Source organism: Mesorhizobium sp. WSM3859, assembly GCF_002295065.1.
Classification (GTDB): domain Bacteria; phylum Pseudomonadota; class Alphaproteobacteria; order Rhizobiales; family Rhizobiaceae; genus Mesorhizobium.
Genome location: NZ_NSGG01000022.1, coordinates 1 through 20,985 on the forward strand (window position 1 = coordinate 1; position 20,985 = coordinate 20,985).

The 20,985-nt window shown below is 65.5% G+C and carries 19 protein-coding genes; 6 read left to right on the plus strand and 13 right to left on the minus strand.

Translation table 11 applies throughout. The annotated features are described in order from the left end of the window. Both CK230_RS30070 and CK230_RS30075 read right to left on the minus strand, forming a co-directional pair. A partial coding sequence (locus CK230_RS30070) for a co-chaperone GroES (protein ID WP_095820468.1) occupies positions 1-257 on the minus strand: 257 nt, incomplete at its 3' end. A 229-nt stretch (positions 258-486) separates the two neighbouring features. After that, positions 487-1,287 (minus strand): methyltransferase type 11, encoded by an 801-nt coding sequence (locus CK230_RS30075; RefSeq protein WP_095820411.1) that lies wholly within the window; start codon positions 1,285-1,287, stop codon positions 487-489. Positions 1,288-1,353: 66 nt separating this feature from the next. On the opposite strand from CK230_RS30075, the gene CK230_RS30080 reads away from it, so the two are divergent. Continuing rightward, on the plus strand, positions 1,354-2,205 hold the full coding sequence (locus tag CK230_RS30080; protein ID WP_095820412.1) for a hypothetical protein: 852 nt from the start codon (positions 1,354-1,356) through the stop codon (positions 2,203-2,205). A 122-nt stretch (positions 2,206-2,327) separates the two neighbouring features. Here CK230_RS30080 and CK230_RS30085 read toward each other — a convergent pair whose 3' ends face one another. Further along, on the minus strand, positions 2,328-2,954 hold the full coding sequence (locus CK230_RS30085) for a TetR/AcrR family transcriptional regulator (RefSeq protein ID WP_176480285.1): 627 nt from the start codon (positions 2,952-2,954) through the stop codon (positions 2,328-2,330). A gap of 121 nt (positions 2,955-3,075) precedes the next feature. Here CK230_RS30085 and CK230_RS30090 point away from each other — a divergent pair, with 121 nt between their 5' ends. The 4 genes from CK230_RS30090 to CK230_RS30105 all read left to right on the plus strand — a co-directional run bounded on the left by CK230_RS30090 (position 3,076) and on the right by CK230_RS30105 (position 7,925). Then, complete coding sequence (locus CK230_RS30090; RefSeq protein WP_095820413.1) at positions 3,076-4,260, plus strand: MFS transporter; 1,185 nt, start codon at positions 3,076-3,078, stop codon at positions 4,258-4,260. A gap of 11 nt (positions 4,261-4,271) precedes the next feature. After that, on the plus strand, positions 4,272-5,573 hold the full coding sequence (locus tag CK230_RS30095; RefSeq protein ID WP_095820414.1) for a D-arabinono-1,4-lactone oxidase: 1,302 nt from the start codon (positions 4,272-4,274) through the stop codon (positions 5,571-5,573). Continuing rightward, positions 5,570-6,706, plus strand: coding sequence for an alanine racemase (locus CK230_RS30100; protein ID WP_095820415.1), 1,137 nt, complete (start codon positions 5,570-5,572; stop codon positions 6,704-6,706). The genes CK230_RS30095 and CK230_RS30100 overlap by 4 nt, the downstream gene beginning before the upstream one ends. A 283-nt stretch (positions 6,707-6,989) precedes the next feature. Beyond that, positions 6,990-7,925, plus strand: a complete 936-nt coding sequence (locus tag CK230_RS30105; protein ID WP_095820416.1) for a bifunctional helix-turn-helix transcriptional regulator/GNAT family N-acetyltransferase — start codon at positions 6,990-6,992, stop codon at positions 7,923-7,925. A 154-nt stretch (positions 7,926-8,079) separates the two neighbouring features. Here CK230_RS30105 and CK230_RS30110 read toward each other — a convergent pair whose 3' ends face one another. Next, a complete protein-coding gene (locus tag CK230_RS30110; protein WP_095820417.1) occupies positions 8,080-8,913 on the minus strand; it encodes an AraC family transcriptional regulator in 834 nt (277 codons plus the stop codon). A 148-nt stretch (positions 8,914-9,061) separates the two neighbouring features. Here CK230_RS30110 and CK230_RS30115 point away from each other — a divergent pair, with 148 nt between their 5' ends. Then, a complete protein-coding gene (locus tag CK230_RS30115) occupies positions 9,062-10,561 on the plus strand; it encodes a winged helix-turn-helix domain-containing protein (protein WP_095820418.1) in 1,500 nt (499 codons plus the stop codon). Between the two features lie 64 nt (positions 10,562-10,625). Here the strand turns inward: CK230_RS30115 and CK230_RS30120 are convergent, their stop codons facing one another. The 9 genes from CK230_RS30120 to CK230_RS30160 form a co-directional block, all read right to left on the minus strand. Next, a complete protein-coding gene (locus CK230_RS30120; RefSeq protein ID WP_245430105.1) occupies positions 10,626-10,955 on the minus strand; it encodes a hypothetical protein in 330 nt (109 codons plus the stop codon). 29 nt (positions 10,956-10,984) lie between these two features. After that, positions 10,985-11,398, minus strand: coding sequence for a hypothetical protein (locus tag CK230_RS30125; RefSeq protein ID WP_095820420.1), 414 nt, complete (start codon positions 11,396-11,398; stop codon positions 10,985-10,987). Between the two features lie 73 nt (positions 11,399-11,471). Further along, positions 11,472-14,576, minus strand: a complete 3,105-nt coding sequence (locus tag CK230_RS30130; protein WP_095820421.1) for an efflux RND transporter permease subunit — start codon at positions 14,574-14,576, stop codon at positions 11,472-11,474. Positions 14,577-14,687: 111 nt separating this feature from the next. After that, positions 14,688-16,262, minus strand: coding sequence for an FAD-dependent monooxygenase (locus CK230_RS30135; protein ID WP_210201503.1), 1,575 nt, complete (start codon positions 16,260-16,262; stop codon positions 14,688-14,690). Continuing rightward, positions 16,259-17,398, minus strand: coding sequence for an efflux RND transporter periplasmic adaptor subunit (locus CK230_RS30140; RefSeq protein WP_095820422.1), 1,140 nt, complete (start codon positions 17,396-17,398; stop codon positions 16,259-16,261). Before CK230_RS30140 ends, CK230_RS30135 begins: the two co-directional genes overlap by 4 nt. Positions 17,399-17,613: 215 nt before the next feature. Next, on the minus strand, positions 17,614-18,549 hold the full coding sequence (locus CK230_RS30145; protein WP_095820423.1) for a phosphatidate cytidylyltransferase: 936 nt from the start codon (positions 18,547-18,549) through the stop codon (positions 17,614-17,616). Then, a complete protein-coding gene (locus CK230_RS30150) occupies positions 18,549-19,208 on the minus strand; it encodes a lysophospholipid acyltransferase family protein (RefSeq protein WP_095820424.1) in 660 nt (219 codons plus the stop codon). The genes CK230_RS30145 and CK230_RS30150 overlap by 1 nt, the downstream gene beginning before the upstream one ends. Further along, positions 19,205-19,648 (minus strand): hypothetical protein, encoded by a 444-nt coding sequence (locus tag CK230_RS30155; RefSeq protein WP_095820425.1) that lies wholly within the window; start codon positions 19,646-19,648, stop codon positions 19,205-19,207. The genes CK230_RS30150 and CK230_RS30155 overlap by 4 nt, the downstream gene beginning before the upstream one ends. Beyond that, the gene (locus tag CK230_RS30160; protein WP_095820426.1) at positions 19,645-20,976 is read right to left on the minus strand and encodes a phosphatase PAP2/dual specificity phosphatase family protein; all 1,332 of its coding nucleotides are present in this window, start codon (positions 20,974-20,976) and stop codon (positions 19,645-19,647) included. The genes CK230_RS30155 and CK230_RS30160 overlap by 4 nt, the downstream gene beginning before the upstream one ends. Positions 20,977-20,985: the final 9 nt, after the last annotated feature.

The following is a 20,985-nucleotide window of genomic DNA, read 5'->3' on the forward strand; positions in this document are numbered from 1 at the left end:
AGAAGGTCTTCGCCATTGAGCTTGACTTCAGTGCCCGACCACTTGCCGAACAGGATGCGGTCGCCGGCCTTGACGTCCAGGGGCACGAGCTTGCCGCTCTCGTCGCGGGCGCCGGAGCCGACGGCGATGATCTCGCCTTCCTGCGGCTTTTCCTTCGCCGTATCCGGGATGATGATCCCGCCGGCGGTCTTGGATTCGGATTCGACCCGGCGAACGACCACGCGGTCATGAAGCGGGCGGAACTTGGACTTTGCCATGTTGTCTTCCTCGAATGAGAACGGTGAGAACTGTTCCTCCATCCGGCGAGGCCGCCGGATATGAGTTAGCACTCACCAAAGGCGAGTGCTAACGTGGCGCTGAAATAGGCCGGTGGGTTGCCAGAGTCAAGGCGCGCGCAAGGGGGCGACGACGCGAAATTTTTCTTGCGCGGAACCCCGGGCGAAAATGCGACGGCTGCCGCGAGCCGCGGACGAGCAATTTCGCCTGCTAGAACCGCCGCCTTGGCGACCGCATCACCAGCAGCGGGCAGCGTTCGGCCAGACCATATGTGCCGGTCGAGGCCAGCCGGACATCATCGAAGAAGGTCTTGGCTTCCTCGATGAGTGCTGCCGCGGGGGCAAAACTGTAGACGACGGACGAGTTCCGGTAGACGTCGATGGTTCCGATGACCGGCAGTTCCCATCCGGTTCGAGCGGATAGCTCCCCGCGGTCTGGAAACATCCTGTCGAATTGTTCCAGGATGCTTATGACCGGTATCGTGTAGTCCGGCGCGCCGCCGATCGCGGTCATCGCCACACGCCATTTGAGCTCGTGGAAGGTCGAAACGCCGCCGGCCAGCGCCAGGACGCGGACGTCCTGCGGTTCGTCGCGGGTTTCGGGAGAGGCGTAAAGCCTGACGGCGGCGCGCCCGTCTGCGCTGAGCACACGTGCGATCGACGCAAACAGTCTGCGCCTGAGGTCGGCGGCACCGATGACCGAGAGGCATCCGTCGCCAATCAGGGCCTCGACGCTTGCCTCGCCGAACCGCAGATCGAACCAGTCGCCTCGCACCGCCTTGCGCGTGTCGGTATCGCCCGGCCAGATGCCGGCGATCATATCGGCGGACTCGTCGACCGACGTCATTGCGGCGCCAAGCCCGGCGAGTTCCGGCGTCACGCCGAGCATCACGACGTGCGATCGGCCAAGCTCGAGCTCGCGGTCATAGGCCTGGACGACTTCGGGTGGCGGCCTGAGCGGCGAGCCGAGTAACTGCCAGTGCCTGCGAATTGCATTCCAATGTTCAGTCATGCAAAACCCCCCGGTTCCTCGCGACCCGTCGATTACTCGACAGTCACGTGGAAACCAAGGGGGCACATGGCGCGTATCGCAGTTATCACACATGAGTTCGACCGCTTTCAGAGCCGGCGCGGCCTGCTGCTGCGCCGCGACAGCCCGTACATGCTCTTCGACTTGCTGGAAGAGCTGAGGCGCCGCGGCCATTCGGTGCAGATCTTGAAAGGCACGTCGGCGAAACCGGCCGCCGACGTCGCGGTGCTGCATCTCGATGTGACCGTGACGCCACCCGACTATGTCGACTATGCGCGCCGTTTTCCCTTCTGCCTCAACCTCGGCGCCGCCGACATTTCGAAACGCCGCGTCAGCGGCGCCGCGATTGGGCCGGACGATCCCTGGCAGGGGCAGGTCATCGTCAAGAGCAGCCTCAATCATTTGGGAACGCCGGAGGAGCAACTGAATCGGCGTGCGCGGCGCGCCGGCAAGCCGGAGCCGTTTCCCGGCGTCGAGCCTTTCGACAAATACCAGGTGCATGCCTCGGTCGCCGAGGTTCCGGTGGAGGTGTTCGAGCGCCAGGACCTGGTCGTTGAAAAGTTCATTCCAGAACCGGAGCCGGACGGCTTCGGCGCTCGGTTCTGGCTGTTCTGCGGCGAGCGCGAGCGCTGCACCCGCCACGTCTCGCCGCAGAGCCTCGTGAAGGGCGACGACACTATCCGTCGCGAGGCGGTGCCGGTGCCGGACGAGCTTCGCGCGCTGCGCCGCAAGCTCGGCTTCGACTATGGCAAGTTCGACTTCGTCATGCATGAGGGCAAAGCGGTGCTGCTCGATGCAAACAAGACGCCCGGCCGCGCCCGCAACCTGTCAAGCTTCATCGCCGCCGGCAATGCCAATCTTGCCGACGGCTTCGAAGGGCTGATCCGTCAACACGCCTAGAGACGGATGATTTCAGGCCGAATCGACCTGAAATCATCCGTCTCTAAATCAAAGAGGTAGAGCATGATGTCGTCCGAAAACCGCTTCACACTTTTCGGCATCATGCTCCAAGCGGCAGGCGCCTACAAAAACACCCGCAACTGCGTGTGGATGATCGAGCGATAGTCGTCGATCGTGCGCCGGCCTTCTTCCTTATCCTGCGTCAGCGCCAGCCGCACGACGCCGCCGGCAAGCTGAAAGATCAGGAACACGACCCTCCCGAACGCCTCGCGCTGCCCGGCTTGAAGCATGGGCGCGACATGGTCGCAGAATATCTTCGCCTGGTGCCTCGTCTCGGCAATGTCGAGATGCTGCAGCGCCTTGTCGGCCTGGATAGCGTTCTGCAGGTCCTGGATCGCCGGGTCCGCCGCGACGCGGGCATAATAGTCGTCGAGCATGCGGTCGGCCGCCGCCGTCACGTCGCCCAGCCCGTTTATCCCGGCGATGATCGCGCCGAAGCGCGCCCGGCTTTCTTCGGAAAATCGCTCGTAGAGCATAGCCAGGATCGCCGATTTGCTCGGAAAGTAGTGGTAGACGGTCGCGATCGGTCCGCCGGCCAGCGCGCCGACTTCCTTCATAGTCACCGCGTCGATGCCCTTTTCACCGATCAGCCGCATGGTCGTGGCGAGGATCGCGTCGATGCGCTCGCGGCTGCGCTCCTGCTTCGGCCTGCGCCTGGGTTCCGTCGCTATTCGCTTCGCATCCGTCATGGCCCGCATCTTTCCCGGAAAAGTGCGAATTCACGGTTGACAAGAAACATGATCAAGTATCAGTTTCGTTAAATGCTGACAACTTGTCAGTTTTTCCACCGGGCTGCAAGGGAGGCATCTCGTGACTGCATCGCAAACCGCGCAGGCGGAAGATGGCGATTGGCTTGTCGGCAATCCGACGGGATCGCAGCTTGCCTCGGCGCTGTGGATCGGATCGGTCGGCCTGCTCATCCTTGGCCTGCAGCCGGTGCTGCTCGGCGCGCTCTACACGGAGGGTCACGTCACCGGCGACGAGCTGGCGCTGGTCGCCACCGCCGAGATGCTCGCCATCGGCATCGGGTCTGCGATCGTGGCCATGCTGCTGCCCGCCAGGAACATGCGCTGGAAGAGCGCGGTTCTGCTCGTCCTGCTCGCGTTAGCCAATTTCTGGACCGCTTATGCCGGCAGCCCCAATGGGCTGATCGGCGCGCGCATACTGGCCGGCCTGGCGGAGGGTGGGCTGGTCGCCGTCGCCACCGAATTGATCGCCCGCTCGCGCCGGGCCGAGCGCATCGGCGGCTATTTCGTCACGTTGCAGACCTTGGCCCAATGCGCGCTGGCGCTGATCCTAGCGCTCTATGCCGTGCCCGCCGCCGGCTCGGCCGGCGGCTTCATCGCGCTCGGCATCGTCTGCCTGCTGTCGCTGGCCGTCGCCTGGATGGTGCCGGACGACTATGCCGACCTGCCCAAGGAAGAGCAGTTTGCCAACGTCGCGACAGTGCCGGCAATCACCGCGCTCTTGTCGATCTTCTGCTATTTCATGTTCTTCGGTGCCGTCTGGGCCTTCCTGGAGCCCATCGGCGCGCAGTTCGGCATCGACGGCCGCACCGTCGGCCTGATGGTGTCGGCGAGCCTCGCCGCCCAGGTGATCGGCGCCATGACCGCGACGGTCTTCGAGGCGCGCATCGACTACCGTTTTGCCATCACGATCATCGGCATCGTCGCGGCGATCAGCTCGGTCCTGCTTGCGTCCGGCCCGGGTCTTTCAGTGTTCTGGGCGGTGGCGCTGGTGATGGGCTTCATCCTGCTCTTCATCGTGCCCTATCAGATCCGCATGGCAATCACCGCCGACGAGACGCGGACGGCAGTGCTCCTGGTTCCGGCGGCGCAGCTCTTCGGCCTCGCCATCGGCCCGATCGCCGCCTCGCTTTTGATCGATGCCGGGAATTTCCGCCCGGTGCCCGAATTCGCCACGGCGACCGCTTTGGCCAGCGTGCTTTTGCTCGGCGTCTTCGTTCTCGTCGCGCGCCGCCATGGCAAGGGCTGAGGAGGATTAGGATGGCAAACGCCTGGAGCAACTGGTCGGGCTTCGTCACGGCTTCCCCGAAATCGATCGCGACGCCGGCCAACGCCGGCGAGCTGGCCGAGCTGGTGCGCTCCGCGCCCGGACCGCTGCGCGTCGCCGGCGCCGGCCATTCCTTCACGCCGCTGGTGCAGTCCGAAGGCACCATCGTCTCGCTGGAAAGGATCGAAGGGCTGGTCTCGCATGAACCGGCGGCCACCAGGGCGCGGGTGGGAGCGGGGACAAGGCTGGGCGCGCTGATGCATATCCTGCAAGGCATCGGCCAAGCCCTGCCCAATATGGGCGACATCGACAAGCAGGCGATCGGCGGTGCGCTCGGCACGGCAACGCATGGCTCCGGCCCGACGCTCGGCGCCTATCACACGCAGCTGGAGGCGATGCAACTCGTCGATGGGCGGGGCAAGCTGCGCGAATACAGCCGGGCAAATGACATGGACATGATCCACGCCACCGGTGTCGCGCTTGGCGCCTTCGGCATCCTCACCGAAGTAACGATGAACAACATCGCGGCCTACCGCCTGCGCCGCTGCAAATGGGTGCTGCCGATCGGCGACATGCTGCGCGATTTCGAAAAGATGATGGCCGCGCATCGTTCGGCCGAATTCTACTACATCCCATTTTCCGGCTGTGCGCAGTTCATTGCCAGCGACCTGAGCGATGCGCAGCCGACGCAGCGGCCGACCGAGGACGACGAGGAGGGCCTGGCGACATTGCGCAAGCTGTGCACCGTGCTGCGCCGGCTGCCGTCGCTGCGCCGCGCGCTGATCAAGGGCGCGGTGAAGAAGGTGCCGGCCGAGGACTACGTGCAGGACTGGCTCAACGTCTATGTCAGCGACCGTCGCACCAGATTCAACGAGATGGAATACCACCTGCCATTCGAGGAAGGTCGCAAGGCGTTGGCCGAAATCATCGCGCTGACGGAGAAGCACTTTCCGGAAGTCTATTTCCCGATGGAGGTGCGTTCGGTGGCGCCTGACGAATTCTGGCTTTCGCCCTTCTATAAAAGGCTGACCTGCTCGATCGCCATCCACCACGATGCGGCGAACGACCCGCTGCCCTTCATGCGGGCCGCCGAGCCCATCTTCCGCAAATATGGCGGCAGGCCGCATTGGGGCAAGATGCACAGCCTGAAGGCGGCGGATTTCAAGAAGATCTATCCGCGCTGGGACGACGCGCTTGCCGTGCGGCGCGACATCGATCCCAACAACCGTTTCGTCTCGCCCTATATGGCCGCCCTGTTTGGCATTGAACCCAGTCCTGTTGGCATCGAAAAATGAGCGCCTATTTCGCTGCCCTGTCCGAGGCGCTGAAGGCAGCCGAGATCTTCCGGCCCTGCCTGGTGCTCGACCGCGACCGGCTGGACGGCAACATCGCGCTGGTGAAGGAACGGCTGGCGCCCGGCCTTGCCGTGCGGCTGGTCGACAAATCGCTGCCTTGCATGCCGCTGCTGTCGCATATCGCGCGAGCCCTCGAAACCAACCGCTTCATGTCCTTCCATCCGCCGGTGACGCAGGCCGTGCTCGACGCCTTTCCCGAGGGCGATCTGCTTTACGGCAAGCCGATGCCGGTGGGCGCCGGCAGGGCCGCGCTGACTAGAGGCGGCGCCGGCTGGTGGTCGCGCGTCTGCTGGCTGATCGACACGCCGGAACGGCTGGCCGACTACGGCGCTTTGGCCGCCGCGCTCGACGCCGACCTGCGCTTCGCCTTCGAGGTCGATGTCGGCCTGCATCGCGGCGGTTTTTCCAGTCCAGCCGAGATTAAGGCGCTGACGATACCGGAGCGCCTGCGCTGCGAAGGCATCATGGCTTATGAGGCGCATGCGCCGGAGATACCGGGCCTGTTCGGCGGCGCGGCCAGGGCGCTGAAGCAGGCTTCGGCTAAGGCGGCGGAATTCGCCGCTGCCCTCGATCCGGACCAGCGCCGCATCCTGAACATCGGCGGCTCGAAGACGGCGCTGCTGCATGGCGGCCGCGTCGCCAACGAAGTGTCGATCGGCTCGGCCTTCGTGCTGCCGAGCGACTTCGACACCCCTGGCCTCGACGGTCTCCAGCCGGCCGCCTTCATCGCGACGCCGATCCTCAAGGCGCTCGACCCGATGCTGCCCGGTCCGCCGTCGGTTTCCCGGGCGCTGCAGGCGCTCGGCCTCTTCCCGAAGAAGGGCTGCTATCTCTATGGCGGCAAATGGATGGCCGAACCGGTGTTCCCCGAAGGCATGAAGCCGAATGGTCTGATCGGCCTTTCCTCCAATCAACAATTCATGGGCCTGCCGGCGAGCGCGGACGTGAAGCCCGGCGACTACGCCTTCCTGCGGCCGACGCAAAGCGAGACCGTGCTGCAGCATTTCGGGGCGATCGCGGTTTTTGCCGGCGGGCGGATCGTCGAGTTCTGGCCGGTGCTGCCGATGGGATGAATTCGTCCGCCCAAAAATGCGTTCGGTCGCATTCCTTCGCGCCCCTCTCTGTCCTGCCGGACATCTCCCCCACGATAGATCAGCAGCTTCGGCGGTTCGCCATTTCTGCATCGTTGAAGATTGGCGAAGGCTGGCGTGACGTCCGATCTCCCCCCAAGTGGGGGAGATGTCCGGCAGGACAGAGGGGGGCGCTTTCCCGCCAGCTAACAAAAGTGCCGCCGCAACCATTTTATTGACGCAGTCAACTAAATGATTGATCCTGTCCAAGGCAGGAGGACATCCCATGACCATCCACGATCACCCCGGCAAGGAGCGCATCGACACGGTGCGCGCGTTCAACCGCTTCTACACCCGCCAGATCGGCCTGCTCGACGAGGGCCTTCTGAAGAGCCCGTTCTCGCTGACCGAGGCGCGGGTGCTTTATGAGCTTGCCCATCGCGACGGGCTCGTCGCCAGCGACCTGGTGCGCGACCTTGGCCTCGACCCGGGCTATGTCAGCCGCCTCTTGAAGAAATTCGAGGAGCGCGGCCTGGTCGAGCGCGAGGCCAGCGAGGCGGACGCGCGCCGATCATCGATCGCGCTGACGCCGGCGGGCAGGCAAGCCTTCGCGCCGCTCAACCAGGATTCGCACGACCAGGTGCGCGCGCTGCTCGATCGTCTGGCGCCCGCTGACCAGGAGCGGCTGGTCAAGGCGATGCGCACCGTGCAGGACCTGCTTGGCGACAGGCCCGAACCCAAGGTGCCCTACATCCTGCGGCCGCTGCAGGTAGGCGACATCGGCTGGATCACGCGCCGTCAGGGCATGCTCTACACCGAGGAGTATGGCTGGGACGGAACCTACGAGGCGCTGGTCGCCGAGATCCTCGCCGAGTTCGTCAAGAAATTCGATCCAAAGTGGGAGCGTGCCTGGATCGCCGAGCGCGAAGGCGAGGTGGTCGGTTCGGTCTTCGTCGTGCGCAAGTCGCCCGAAGTCGCGAAGCTCAGGCTGCTCTATGTCGAGCCTTCGGCGCGGGGCCTTGGCATCGGCCGGCGGCTGGTCGACGAGTGCATCGCCTTCGCCCGCGCCAAGGGCTACAAGACGCTGACGCTGTGGACGAACGACATACTGGGCTCGGCCCGCCGCATCTACCAGGCCGCGGGTTTCAAGCTGGTCGATGAGGAGCGCCATCATTCCTTCGGCAAGGATTTGGTCGGGCAGACGTGGGATCTGGAGCTTTAGCCTCTTCCCTTCTCCCTTGCGGGAGAAGGTGGCCGCGAGGCGGCGGATGAGGGGTGCTCCAGGGAAAGCCGACGTCTCACTCCGCTGGAGCACCCCTCATCTGTCGCCTTCGGCGACAGCTTCTCCCGCAGCAAGGGGAGAAGGGGAGCCTTTCTCACCCCTTCACCGGCACCCAGATCTCCAATCCGCCATTGCCGGTGTGCGCGTCGAATTCGGGCCCGTAGCGCTCGAATTCCGGTGCGTCGGCGATCTCGTGTCCCGAGGCCGGCAGCCAGCTGTTCCAGATCGTGTTGACGGTGCGGCGGATGGTCGAGATGTGCTCGCGATGCGAGAACACCGCATATTTCTGCGCCGGCACCCGAACGCGGTAGAAATCCTTGGGCAGGTCGGAGAAATCCTTCACCTCGACGCCGGCGATGTAATCGAAATTGCCGGCATCGTCGCCATTGGTGCAAACGCCGTAAAAGACGCCGGGGACCTCGCCGGGAATGTTGCCAATATAGGGCGCGAAGCGCTGCCACAGCATCGGTATGCCGGCGCTGGTTTCGCAGCTGTAACGCTCGCCGAGTCCGGCGATGAGGAAGGGGCGGCTGGTCTCGAAGCGCGGCGGCTCGAGCGTGGTGAGAAGGGTGCTGTCCATCAGGATAGGCTCCACGAGATCGAGGTTGTCGGTTGAGCCTTGCGCGCGCACCAGCTCCGGCGTGGAGCCGAACGCATCGCGAAAAGCCCGCGTGAACGCCTCATGCGAACCGTAGCCGGCGTCGAGCGCGACCTGGAGAATGTCGGGCGCGCCGCCGGCCAGCTTGCGCGCAGCTTCGCTCAGGCGGCGCGCCCGCAAATAACCCATGACCGACCGCCCGGTGGCGGCCCCGAAGGCGCGCGTCACATGGAAACGCGACACGCCGCTGCTTGCCGCGACATCGTCGAGACTGACGGCGTCCGGCAGATGGCTCTCGACAAACCACAGCGCTTTCTCGGTCGGGTTCATGGCTCCTCGCATTTGGCGGGGCGATCCTAGCCGCCGCGCCGCCGGCCAGTTTGATCGAAATTGCGCCTTGGGCAATAATGCGCTCATGCATGCCGCCTCGAAGTGGAATCGACACGGCAAATGCGGATAGGCGGGAAGGGGTGTCCCGATGACGACGGCGACGGCCGATCAGATCTTCCGGTTCGGCAGCTTCACGCTCGACCTTGCCATGGGAACGCTGCGCGGCGTCAACGAGCCGCTGTTCCTGCGACCGAAAGCCTATGCGCTGCTTTCGCATCTCGCGCGCAACATGGGCCGCGTCGTGCCCAAATCAGAACTGATGGACGTCGTCTGGCCGGGCGTCTACGTCACGGAGGATTCGTTGACCCAGTCGGTGCGTGAAATCCGCAAGGTTCTGGGCGACGACATGGTGCGTACCGTCTCCAAGCGCGGCTATATGCTGGCCGCGGAGGCCGAGGCGGCGCCCGAGATCAGCACCCAGCCCATCGTGGCCGTGGTGCGCTTCCGCAATGAAAGCGGCGACCCCGCCGACGAGGCGATGGTCGACGGCTTCGCCGAGGACCTGATCAACGGCGTCGCGCGCTTCGGCACGGTCACGGTGCTGGCACGCAATTCCAGCTTCTCCTTCACATCGTTCGGCCGCGCCGAGTGGCCGCAGATCCGCGCCCGCATCGGTGCCGACTATCTGGTCGAAGGATCGCTGCGCCGGCAGGGCGAGCATGTCGTGGTCGCGGTCAGCCTCGTCGACATCGCCACCGGCAGCCAGCTCTGGGGCGACCGCTTCCAATCGCATGGCGAAGGGCTGTTCGCGATCGAGCGCGAAATCGTCGAGCAGATCGTCAGCCGGCTGGTCACGCGTGTCGCCAACGCCGGGCTGGAGCAGGCGTCGCGCAAGCCGGTCACCAGCCTTGCCGCCTATGAGCTTCTGCTGCGCGGCTTCGCGATGCTGCGCGATCCCGCCCAGACCGACCAGCGCAGCGCCGAAGCCCTGTTCGAGGCCGCGATCGCCAAGGATCCGAACTACGGCCTTGCTTACACCTATCTCGGTCTAGTGCGGGCATTGGACGGGGAATTCGGGCGCGCCAGCGACGCGGTTCTGGAAAATGCGCGCGACCTTGCCGACAAGGGCCTGGCGCTGTCGCCGGACCAGCCGACCGGGCATCGCGTGCAGTCGCTGATCCGCCTCTATATGCGCGACCATGAGGCGGCCGAGCATCACATGCGCATCGCGCTGCAGCTGAATCCTTACGATGCCGATAGCATCGAGCAGATGGGGATGCTGCTCACCATGCGCGGGCGGCCGCTGGAGGCGCTGACCTGGCTGGCGCGCGGCATCCGCATCGATCCTCTGCACCCGCATTGGTACCAGTTCGACCGCGCGCTGGCGCTCTATATGATGGGGGAATACCGGCAGGCGGCCGACGCGCTGGAACTGGCGACGCGCCCGGCGCCTTGGATTCGCACGCGGCTGGCGGCCTGCTATGCCCAGATGGGGGACATGGAGAAAGCGAAGCGGCAGATTGCCCTGATCGAGGAGGGTGATCCGTTCTCGCCGCTCGATTATGCGTTGCGCGGCGTGCCGTTCGAGAACCGGGCCGATGCCGAGCATCTCGCCGAAGGCGTCAGACTTGCCCTCGGCGAGACCTAAGGCAATTCCAGGAAAAGTGTAGGCGGTTTTCCGTCCGGAATTGCGTCCAAAACTAAAAGCCCGATCAATCGGCGACAACCACGATGTAGCGGCCCTGATAGGCACGGTAGTAGGTGCCGCCGCAGCGCCAGACGTCGAAGCCATTGACCTTGGTGCGCACGCAGCCGACAGGCAGCGTGGCGACCCAGGCTGTGGTGTGCCGCAGCACGCGCCAGGTGGTTGTGCGGCGAGCGACGCCGGCGGCGCTGCGCGGCGTCCAAGGCGCGCCGATGCGGGCCTCGGCGGTGCTCACGGGCGACAGGGCTGGCACAGCGTTGCCCACCATCTCGACAGCTGTAAGGGCGAGGGCGAGCGCTGCCGCCGAACGGTATTTCTTGAGCGATTTCATATGCATGTTCGTTTCTCCAGATGTTGGGTTGAAGTCTAGCGGGAGGATTGAGCGGCAAGCCGGGTCGAGCCGGTCAGTGCCGCCAGGTGAGCAACCACGAACAGAAAGTGCGCCGCGGTTGTGACGTAGCCGACGACGAGCACGTCGGCGGAGATGAAGAACTGCCAGAACAAGAGGTTTGCCGTTCCGAGCAGCATGTGCACGGCAGCCAGGACGGCGTGCCAATTGCGGGAGTAGGCGATGCGCCAGAGCGTCACGCCGATAATCAGGGCAAGCCCATGCGCCTCGATGAAGCCGATGCCGGTGCCCGGCGCATCGCCAAGCAGGATCGCTTCCGGGCCGCGCCCGAAGAAGGAGCCGGCAATGTCGGTGAAGAGCCCGCCGCTCGAGGCCAGCATCAGGAAGCCGGCGTTCACGCGGACAAGGAGATTGCCGTAGAAGGGAGGCATGGTCGTTTCCTTTCGAGGTTGGGAGTTGTCACGGCGGTGCTGCCGCCGTGACCGGTCGGGTTGGGTAGTAGGCTCAGGCCGCTATGGCTTGCGGTTCGGCGGCGACTGTCGCCTGGTCGGCCGCAGCGATGGTCCCGGCCGGCGCCTTGATGCCGAACCAGGTGACGTAGAGCGTCGGCAGGAAGACCAGCGTCAGCACCGTCGCTACCATCAGCCCGCCCATCACGGCGTAAGCCATCGGTCCCCAGAACACCGTCGGCGCGATCGGAATCATGCCGAGGATGGCGGCCGCGGCCGTGAGAAGGATCGGCCGCAGCCGGTGCGTGGTGGCGCTGATCACCGCGGCCCACGGTTCTTCCCCGGCGGCAATGTGCTGGTCGATCTGCGCGATCAGGATGACCGAGTTGCGGATCACCATGCCGATCAGCGACATCACGCCGAGGATCGCGACGAAGCCCATCGGTGCGCCGGAGATGAGCAGCGCGCCGGCAACGCCGATGATGGCGAGCGGAGCGGTGAGCAGCACCAGCACCAGGCGCTGAAAACTCATCAACTGGATCATCAGCACCGTCGCCATGATGAACAGCATCAGGGGGAAGACCACGAAGATGCTGGCCTGCGCCTTGGCGCTGTCCTCGATCACGCCGCCCTGTTCGACGCTGTAACGCGCCGGCAGCTCCGCCTTGAACGCGGCGATAGCCTTCTCCAGCCGCTTCGAGACAACCGTGGCGTTCTCGCCCGCCGCGACGTCGGCCTGGACGGTCACGGTCGGCAGGCGGCCGCGGCGCCAGATCAGCGGCGGCTCGGTCTGGTAGCTGAGCTTCGCCACCTGTTCGAGCGGCACCCGCCGTCCGCCCGACGCGCTGATCGTCAGGCCGCGCAGCGTATCGATGCTGGCGCGTTCCGAATCCACGGCGCGGGCGACGATGTCGACGAGATAGATGTCGTCGCGCATTTGCGTGATCTTCGAGCCGGACAGGATCGCGTTGATCGTCTCCGACAGTTGCTGCGAGGAGATGCCCAGCGCGCGCGCCCGGTCCTGATCGACCTCGACCCTGATGACCTTGGCCGGCTCGTTCCAGTCGTAGTTGATGTTGCGCACCGCTGCGTCGCTGCCGAGCACTTGCGCGAACTGCTGCGCGAGGCTCCGCGTCTTGTCCGGGTCCGGACCCGAGACACGGAACTTCAGCGGCCAGCCGACCGGCGGGCCAAGCTCCAGCGGCGTGACGCGGGCCATGACGTCGTCGAAGCCGGTCGACAGCTCCTTCTCCAGCCGGTCTATGACCGCCTGGCGCACGGCGTGGCCCTTGGTGACCACGACGGCTTGACCGAAGAAGTCGTTGGCGAGCTGCGCGTCGAGCGGCAGGTAGAAGCGCACGGCGCCCTGGCCGACATAGAAGCTCCAGTGGTCGATATCCGGATCCGAAGCGAGCAGCTTCTCGACACGCTCAACGACGGCGTCCGTCGCCTTGATCGAGGCTGTGCGCGGCAAGGTGAGGTCGAGCATGACCTCGGGCCGGTCGGACTTCGGGAAGAACTCCTGGCCGACGAAGCCCATGGCCACGACTGAGAGCGCGAACAGCCCGGCGGTCGCCGACAGCACCAGCCACTTCGCTCGCATCGCGGCTTCGAGCAGCGCCTGGAAGCCGCGGGCGATGCGCGACGGCTGATGGCTGCCGCCATGGCCCTTGATGCGATCGGGCAGCAGGAAGACGCCGGTGAGCGGCGTGAACAGCACCGCCACCACCCAGGAGACGACGAGCGCGATCGCCACGACCGCGAACAGCGAAAAGCAGTACTCGCCGGCGCCGCTCTTGGCGAAGCCCACCGGCACGAAACCGGCGATCGTCACCACCGTGCCGGTCAGCATCGGGAAGGCGGTCGAGGTATAGGCGTAGGTGGCGGCCGAGATCTTGTCGTAGCCTTCCTCCATGCGGGCGATCATCATCTCGACCGCGATCATGGCATCGTCGACCAAAAGGCCGAGTGCGATGATCAGCGCGCCGAGCGAGATGCGCTGCAGCGAGATGCCGAAATACTCCATGGTCACGAAGGTGATCGCCAGCACCAGCGGGATGGCGACGGCCACCACGACGCCAGGCCGCCAGCCGAGCGCCAGCAGCGACACGGCAAGCACGATGGCGATCGCCTCGCCGAGGCTCTTGGTGAACTCGCCGACGGATTCTTCCACCACATGCGACTGGTCGGCGACCAGGCCGAGCTCGGCGCCGAGCGGCAGCTCGGCCTCCATCTCGTGCATCTTCTCCTTGACGTTCTCGCCGAGCGCCAGTGCGTCGCCGCCGGCCGTCATCGACACGGCGATCCCAACGGCGGGCTTGCCGTTGAAGCGGAACATCGGCTGCGGCGGGTCGGAATAGGCGCGCTTGACCTCGGCGACATCGCCCAGGCGGAAGTAATGGCCGTTGGCGTAGAAGTTGATCGCCTTCAGGCTCTGTTCCGAGGTGAAGCTGCCCGAAACACGGATGGATATCCGCTCGGGGCCGGAATCGACCGTGCCGCTCGGCGTCAGCGCGTTCTGCGCCTGCAGCGCCTGCGTCAGCGTGCCGACATCGAGGCCGAGCGCCGCCACCTTCTGCGTCGAGAATTCGAGATAGATCTTCTCGTCCTGCTGGCCGATCAGGTCGACCTTGGCGACGTCCTTCACGGTAAGCAGCCCGGCGCGCAGGCTGGTCGCCATATCCTTCAGCTCGCGATGGCTGAGGCTGTCGGACGTGAGCGCGTAGATCAGCGAATAGGTATCGCCGAACTCGTCGTTGAAGAACGGACCCTGCACGCCGGACGGCAGCGTCGGCTTGATGTCGTTGAGCTTCTTGCGGACCTGGTACCAGAGCGGCTGCACCTGGTCGCCGGCGACGGTATCCTTCAGGTTGACGAAGACGACGGATTCGCCGGGCTTGGTGTAGCTCTTGACGTAGTCGAGATCGGGCAGCTCCTCGAGCTTCTTCTCGACGCGGTCGGTGATCTGCTCGACCGTCTCGCTGGTGCTGGCGCCCGGCCACATCGTCTTCACCACCATGGTCTTGATGGTGAAGGGCGGGTCCTCCTCGCGGCCGAGGCCGCGATAGGCGTAAAGCCCGGCGAGCGCGGCCGCGATCATCAGGTAGACGATGAAGCTGCGGTGGCGCAGCGCCCATTCGGAAAGATTGAAGCTGCTCATGACAAAATCCCTCTCAGCGCGCGCGAAGGCGCGTTCCGCCGGCTTCTGCCGGCTGGCGAAAACAAGTGATGATTGGGTTTCGGTCAGCGCCCGCTATTTGGCGGGCACTGTTCAGGCCAGGCTGTGCATGGTGCCCGGCACACGGTAGGGTGCGCGCTCTGCCGCCCTTGGCCTGATGGCGAGCCCGGCGAGATAGCGCTGGAAGCTTGCGGCCTCCTGCACCGGCGAAGCAAGCGCGACATGGCCGTCCGGCCTCACCAGATAGGCGGCGTCGCACTGCAGGCCGGCTTTAGCGGCGGCCTCCGACCAGGCGAAGGCGTGGACCGGAATGCCGGTCGAGGCCAGCATCGCCCGGAACTCGGCATTGACCTCGCCATAGACATGGACCTGCCAGTCGAGTGAGCGCAGCAGCTCGAAATTGTCGCTGCCTGGCATCGGCACGTAGGGAAGGCGGTCGCCGCCGCTCACTTTGCCGGCCGTGCCTGAGCTGATCGGGCTGGCGCGGTACTGGATCGCCGCCTGCGAGATGACACCGAAGAAGGCGCGCGAACCATAGGACGTGTGCAGCGCGATGTTCAGGATCTTCGGCATCAGGTAGCGCCGGAACAGACCGACGAGCCTGGAGCGGCTGGTGGCGATGCGGAAGGCCTGGTCGGTGCTCTCGATCAGCTTGCGGGCAAACGCGATGCGCTCGGGCTCGTAGCTGTCGAGCAGACGCGGATCGGCGCGGCCCTGCACCACGGCGGCGAGTTTCCAGGCAAGGTTCACCGCATCCCCCATGCCGGTGTTCATGCCCTGGCCGCCAGCCGGGCTGTGGATGTGGCCCGCATCGCCGCAGAGGAATACGCGGCCGACGCGAAAATTCTCGGCGACGCGGTGATGGACGCGGTAGGTCGAGAACCAGTTGACCTCGTCGACCGTTACGCCCGTGTCGCGTTCGACATCGGCGCGGATCGCCTCGAAGCTGATCGTCTCATCCGCCTCATGCGCCTTCGGCACGATGCCGATCAGCCGGATCGAGCCCGACTGCCGGACCGGCATGACGATGGCGAAGCCGTAGGTGCTGATGGTGGTGTCCATGCCGTTTCGGGTGATGTCGCCTCGGCCTTTCACGTCGGCGACATAGAAGGATTGCTCGTAGGCGCCGCCGGGGAAACCGATATTCAGCCCGTGGCGCACCGTGCTGTGCGCGCCGTCGCAACCGGCAAGGTAGTCGGCAACGACGGTCTCCGTCTGGCCTTCCTTGCTCAGCGTTGCGATGACCGCATGACCCTTGTCCTGGAACGCGACCAACTCGGTACCTCGCTCGACCTCGACGCCGGCTCGCGCCAGATGCGTGATCAGCACGCGCTCGTGGATATCCTGCGGTAGCGCAAAGGCGAAGGAATAGGGGCTGATGCCGCGGCCGAAATCGCCCAGCGGCAGCCTTGCCGCGACACCCGCCGGTGTGTGCACAGTAAGCTGTTCGATTTTCACCCCTGCCGCCAGCACGTCGTCGACGATACCGATCTGGCGGTGGAATTCCAGCGTGCGCGCCTGGACGGCCAGCGCACGAGAGGTCTCGCCGGGAGCGATGGCCTTGTCGAAGATGCGCACCGGCACGCCAAGCCTGGTCAGCCAAAGCGCGAGCGTCAGCCCGGTCGGGCCGGCGCCGGCGACGAGGACCTTGGTCTTTGACATGGTCATTTTCCTTCTCCCTCAACGATACGAACTTTTTCGTGTTCCCGCAGCCGGTTTACGCCGGCGGTAACGACCCGGTCGCCCTTGGCGAGCCCGTCGCTGACGACGACGCGGTCGGTCTCGTAGCGGGCAATGGCGACGGGCTTCAGCTCCACCGCCGAATTGGAGTCGACCACCCACACGGCGGGCTGGCCGTCCTTGTCGAACAGCGCGCTGCCGGGCAGTTGCACGACCGGCGCACCCGCTATCTCGACGCGGCCGGCGACACTCGCGCCGAAACGCATCTCGTCAGGCGCATTCTCGAGCGAGACCTTCACCTGAAAGGTGCGGGTGGCGGCATCGGCCATCGGCGCGATCTCGCTGACCGTGCCGATGGCCGAGATCGCGGGATTGCTGAGCAACGAGACGGTGACGGCGGGGATCTGTTTGCCGCGCTGGTCGCTGGCAAAGGCGGCTTCCGCGATGGAGAACACCGCGTCACGGCTCTTCGGATCGGCGACGCGCACCACCATCTGCCCGACATTGACCGACTGGCCGGCTTCGGCGCCGGTGGCGGTGACGATGCCGTCGAACTCCGCATGCAGCTCGGTATAGCCGAGCTGGTCCTTGGCCATCGCGAAGGCGATGTTGGCCGATTTCAGCTTCGCTTCGGCCGAGCGAAGATTCTTCAGCGTCGCGTCATGGTTGGCGCGTGTCGTGAAACCCTTCACGAGCAGGGCGCTGATGCGTGCTTCGGCGGCGCTGGCTTCGACCACAACGGCCTCGGCCGCCGCCACGTCTGCCTCGGCGCTGGCGAGCCGGTTGCGATAATCCTGGTCGTCGACGCGGGCGAGAACCTCGCCCTTCTTCACAGTGGCGCCGATCTCGGCGGTACGCTGGATGAGCTTGCCCGAGACGCGAAAACCGAGGTCGCTCTCCAGCCGCGGCTTGATCTCGCCGACGGCGACGCGGTTATCCACGGCGGGTGCCGGCGAGACCGAAACTGCCTTGACCAGCTTGGTCTCGGGCGTGGCAGGTGCGGCGTTCGAAGCTTCGCTTGTGGCGCCGTGCCAGACTGTTGCGGCGCCGCAGGCGAGGGCGACTATCGAGCCAGCGACGAGGCGGCGCCTGAGCGGCTTGTTGTGATGCAATGCGGCAATCATGTTGTCTCCATGCCCAGATTTGCGGCCGCGCTTGGGAGGACGCGGCAGGCTGAAAATCGTGCTGGCTGCGAGGCAAACCGGTGTTTCGGCTGACTTGTGCCGGCCAGAACGTTTTGCGATTTCGGCGGCGCGAAATCCCGAACGGTTTCTGAAAATTTTCCGATGTTTGGGTGAGGTGGCCTCGGAACGACTCGGAAAGACGCCGATGCCGACGCTCACACCGTCCAGAAATAGCGCACAAGATGGAAGAAGATCGGCGCCGCGAAGACCAGGCTGTCGGTGCGGTCGAGCATGCCGCCATGGCCTTCGATCAGATGCCCCCAGTCCTTGACGCCCTGGTCGCGCTTGATCGCCGAGGCGACAAGGCCGCCGAGGAAGCCCATCGTGCAGGCAATGAACGCGACGGCCGAGGCCTGCAGCGGCGAGAACGGCGTGATGAAGGCGAGCAGCGCGCCAAGGAAGCTCGACGCGACCAGCCCGCCGATCACCCCCTCCCAGGTTTTCGACGGCGACACGTTCGGCGAGAAGCGATGCTTTCCGAACAGCTTGCCGAAGATGTATTGCAGCACATCGCTGCCTTGCACGACGATAATCAGGAAGGCGATGAGCAGAAGGTTGCGGTCTTCGAAACCAGGCACGTTGAGCGTCAGCAAAGCGGGCACGTGGCTGACGCAATAGACCGAGATCATGATCGCCCATTGCTGCGCCGAGACACGCTCCAGAAAACGTTCGGTATCGCCGTGCAGCGCCGTGATCGCCGGCATCAGCAGGAAGCAGTAGACCGGGATGAAGATGACGAAGAGGCCGTACCAGGCAGTCCACACCAGCCAATACTGAAAGGGGATGACGATGCCGAACATGCCGAGCAATACCCAGTGGTCGCTGCGGCGGCTATGCGTCAGCGTCACGAATTCGCGCAGCGCCGCGAACGAGATCAGCGCGAACAGGATAGTCATGCCGTAACGGCCGAAGAAGAAGGCGACCGTCATCAGCGCCACCATCACCCACCAGGCGTTGATGCGCTGCGTCAGGTTGACCAGCGTCGAACTGAGCGGCTTCGGCGCGCGCGCCGACAGGATGGCGGCGGTGACGCTGGCGGTGCTCAGCACCACGAAGAGGCCGATGATGAGAATGCTGATTTCGTGGCGCATCAATCGTCTCGGTCGGGGCGCGGATCGAGCGCCAGAAGCTCGGCGCGGGCGCGCTGGAGGAAGGCGCGCCGCTCTTCGCCCGGCGCCACCGCGACGGGGGCGCCGAAGACGACGCGGCAAAGCAGCGGCACCGGCAGGAACTGCCCCTTGGGCAGCACGCGCGACATGTTCTCGATCCAGCAGGGGATCAGCTCGACGTCGGGCCGCGCCATCGACAGATTGTAAAGCCCGGAACGAAAAGGCAGCAGCTCGTCGCTGGTGTTGCGGGTGCCTTCGGGGAAGATAATCAGCGAATGACCTTGGTCGAGAACGGAAAGCATGATCGAGATCGGGTGCTCCGCCTCGTTCGTCCATTGCCGGCTGATCAGCACGGAGGACAGCATGTCCTCGGCAATGAAGCGGCGCAGCCGCGACTTGCCCCAATATTCGGCCGCGGCGATCGCATGCGTCTTCGCGCGCTCCGCCTCGCTGAGGCAGGCCGAAAGAAGGATGAAATCGCCATGGCTGGTGTGGTTGGCGAAATAGATGCGCTGCCGGTCCGACGGCTCGCTGCCGCTCCAGATCGGCCGCACGCCGGTGACCGCCCAGGCGATCGCCGAAAGGCCGACCGAGGTCACTGTCTGCAACAGCGTGTAGGTGCGCAGCGAAAGCTTGCTCATCTCGGCATCCAGAATCCGGCGGTGAGGAACGCGACGACGAAGACCGCGAAGGCGATCCGCTGCCGGGCCAGCAGGCGGCGTGTTCCGGCGATGCGATCGTCGAGCGGGCGCGGCGTGGCCGGGGCGGGCTTCAGCCGCATGCGCGCCAGCATGTCGTCGACCGCGGCGCCTCCGGACATCTCGTCGCCATGCGTCGCCATCAGCCGGAACAGCAGCGCATCGAAGGCGAGAAGCGCCGAGAGCCCGAGCACCACGATGGCACTGGCCGCCGCCACCAGCAACGCCAGCACCGCAAGCGGCGCATGGAGCGCGCCGCGCGCCGAGGCGACCAGCGGCGCGATGCTGTCGCCGGCGATCACGATCGCGGCCGGCCATGCCGCCTGCTTGGCGAGTATCGCGGCGAAGGCGGCGGTCTTGCGCTGATAGGCGTCGTCGCTCATGCCGGCTCGTCCAATCCGACCTGAAGATGCACCGGTCGACCGGAGGCGGCGAGATGCTTGCGCGCCTGCGCCGGCGTGTGCGAACGGCCGCTAGCGACCAACCAGAGGGCGACGACCGTGGCGCTGCGCTGGAAGCCCAGCGCGCAGCAGATCAGCACCGTGCCCTGACGACGCGCCGGCTCGATTGCCGCCACCGCCTCGTCGAGCGTGTCCGCGCGCGGCGGCAGGAGATCGAGCGTGGGAAAGCTGATCCAGCGGCCCGGCGCGTCGCGCGGCCGCTCCAACTCAGCGGCAAGATCGATTACCGTGCCGAAGGCGTGTGCTTCGGCAGCGTCGGGAAAGCGCCCGAGAAAGACGCCGTCGATGACGGCAACCACCGGCGGCAGCTTGCGCGTCCAGGCCCAGACGTTGACCCTGGCGCCCAGCCGGTATGGCCAGAGCAGGACGCGGCTTGCCAGCGACACGCGGCCGTCCGCCGTCTTCTGGAACACTTTTGGCCCGGCGCCGGAATAGCCGAAAGCGACGATGGCCAGTGCCAGCGAAGGCCACAAAAGCACAAGCGCGACAGCCGACAAGAAGGCGCCGATGGACGCGCCGGCGAGCGCCAGCGCGGCGCCCAGCGAGTAGTAGAGCGAAAGGCGCCGCGCCTTGCCGTCTGCGGTCAGACGGAAGCCGGAGAAGGGCAGCTCGTCCCGGGCCGGAGACAGCCATAGCGCGAAGAAGCCGAGCAGCGCGCCGGTCGGGATGTCGATGAAATGGTGCTGCCACGTCGTCAACACCGAGGCGCCGATCAGCAAACACCAAAAGTGCCAGAGCGTGAGCAGGGGGCCGGAAAGGCGCTGGCGCCAATGGTCCCAGATGATCACCAGAAGCGCGATATGCAGGGAAGGCGCCTGGTTGAACGGCTTGTCGAAGCCGCCGAGCACCGCGAACAGGAAGCCGGGCAGGCCGGTGGTTGCCGGCCGCACGAAGGTGGCGGTCAGCGGAAACAGGATGAAGCAGGAAACGGCGACGATCTGCGCGGTGAGGTAGCGGCCGGCCAGCCGGTCGACGCCCTGCCGGCTGTCATTGAGCAGCAGCGACAGGCCGTAGAACAGGTTGATCGACCAGTAGGGCACGATCGTCCAGGCGAGGAACGGGACATGGTGTTCCCAAGAGAAGACGATGCTGCCGACTTGATTGCGTGTCGAGGCCAGCCAATTGGCGAAGCCGTAGGTCGAATAGAAGAACGGCGCCAGGAACGCGAGCCACAGCGCCGCCCGCAGGACGACGCGACTATAGGGCTCGGCGATGGGTGACAGTGGCTGGGGCTCGGCGCTGGCAGGCATGCGTGGGCG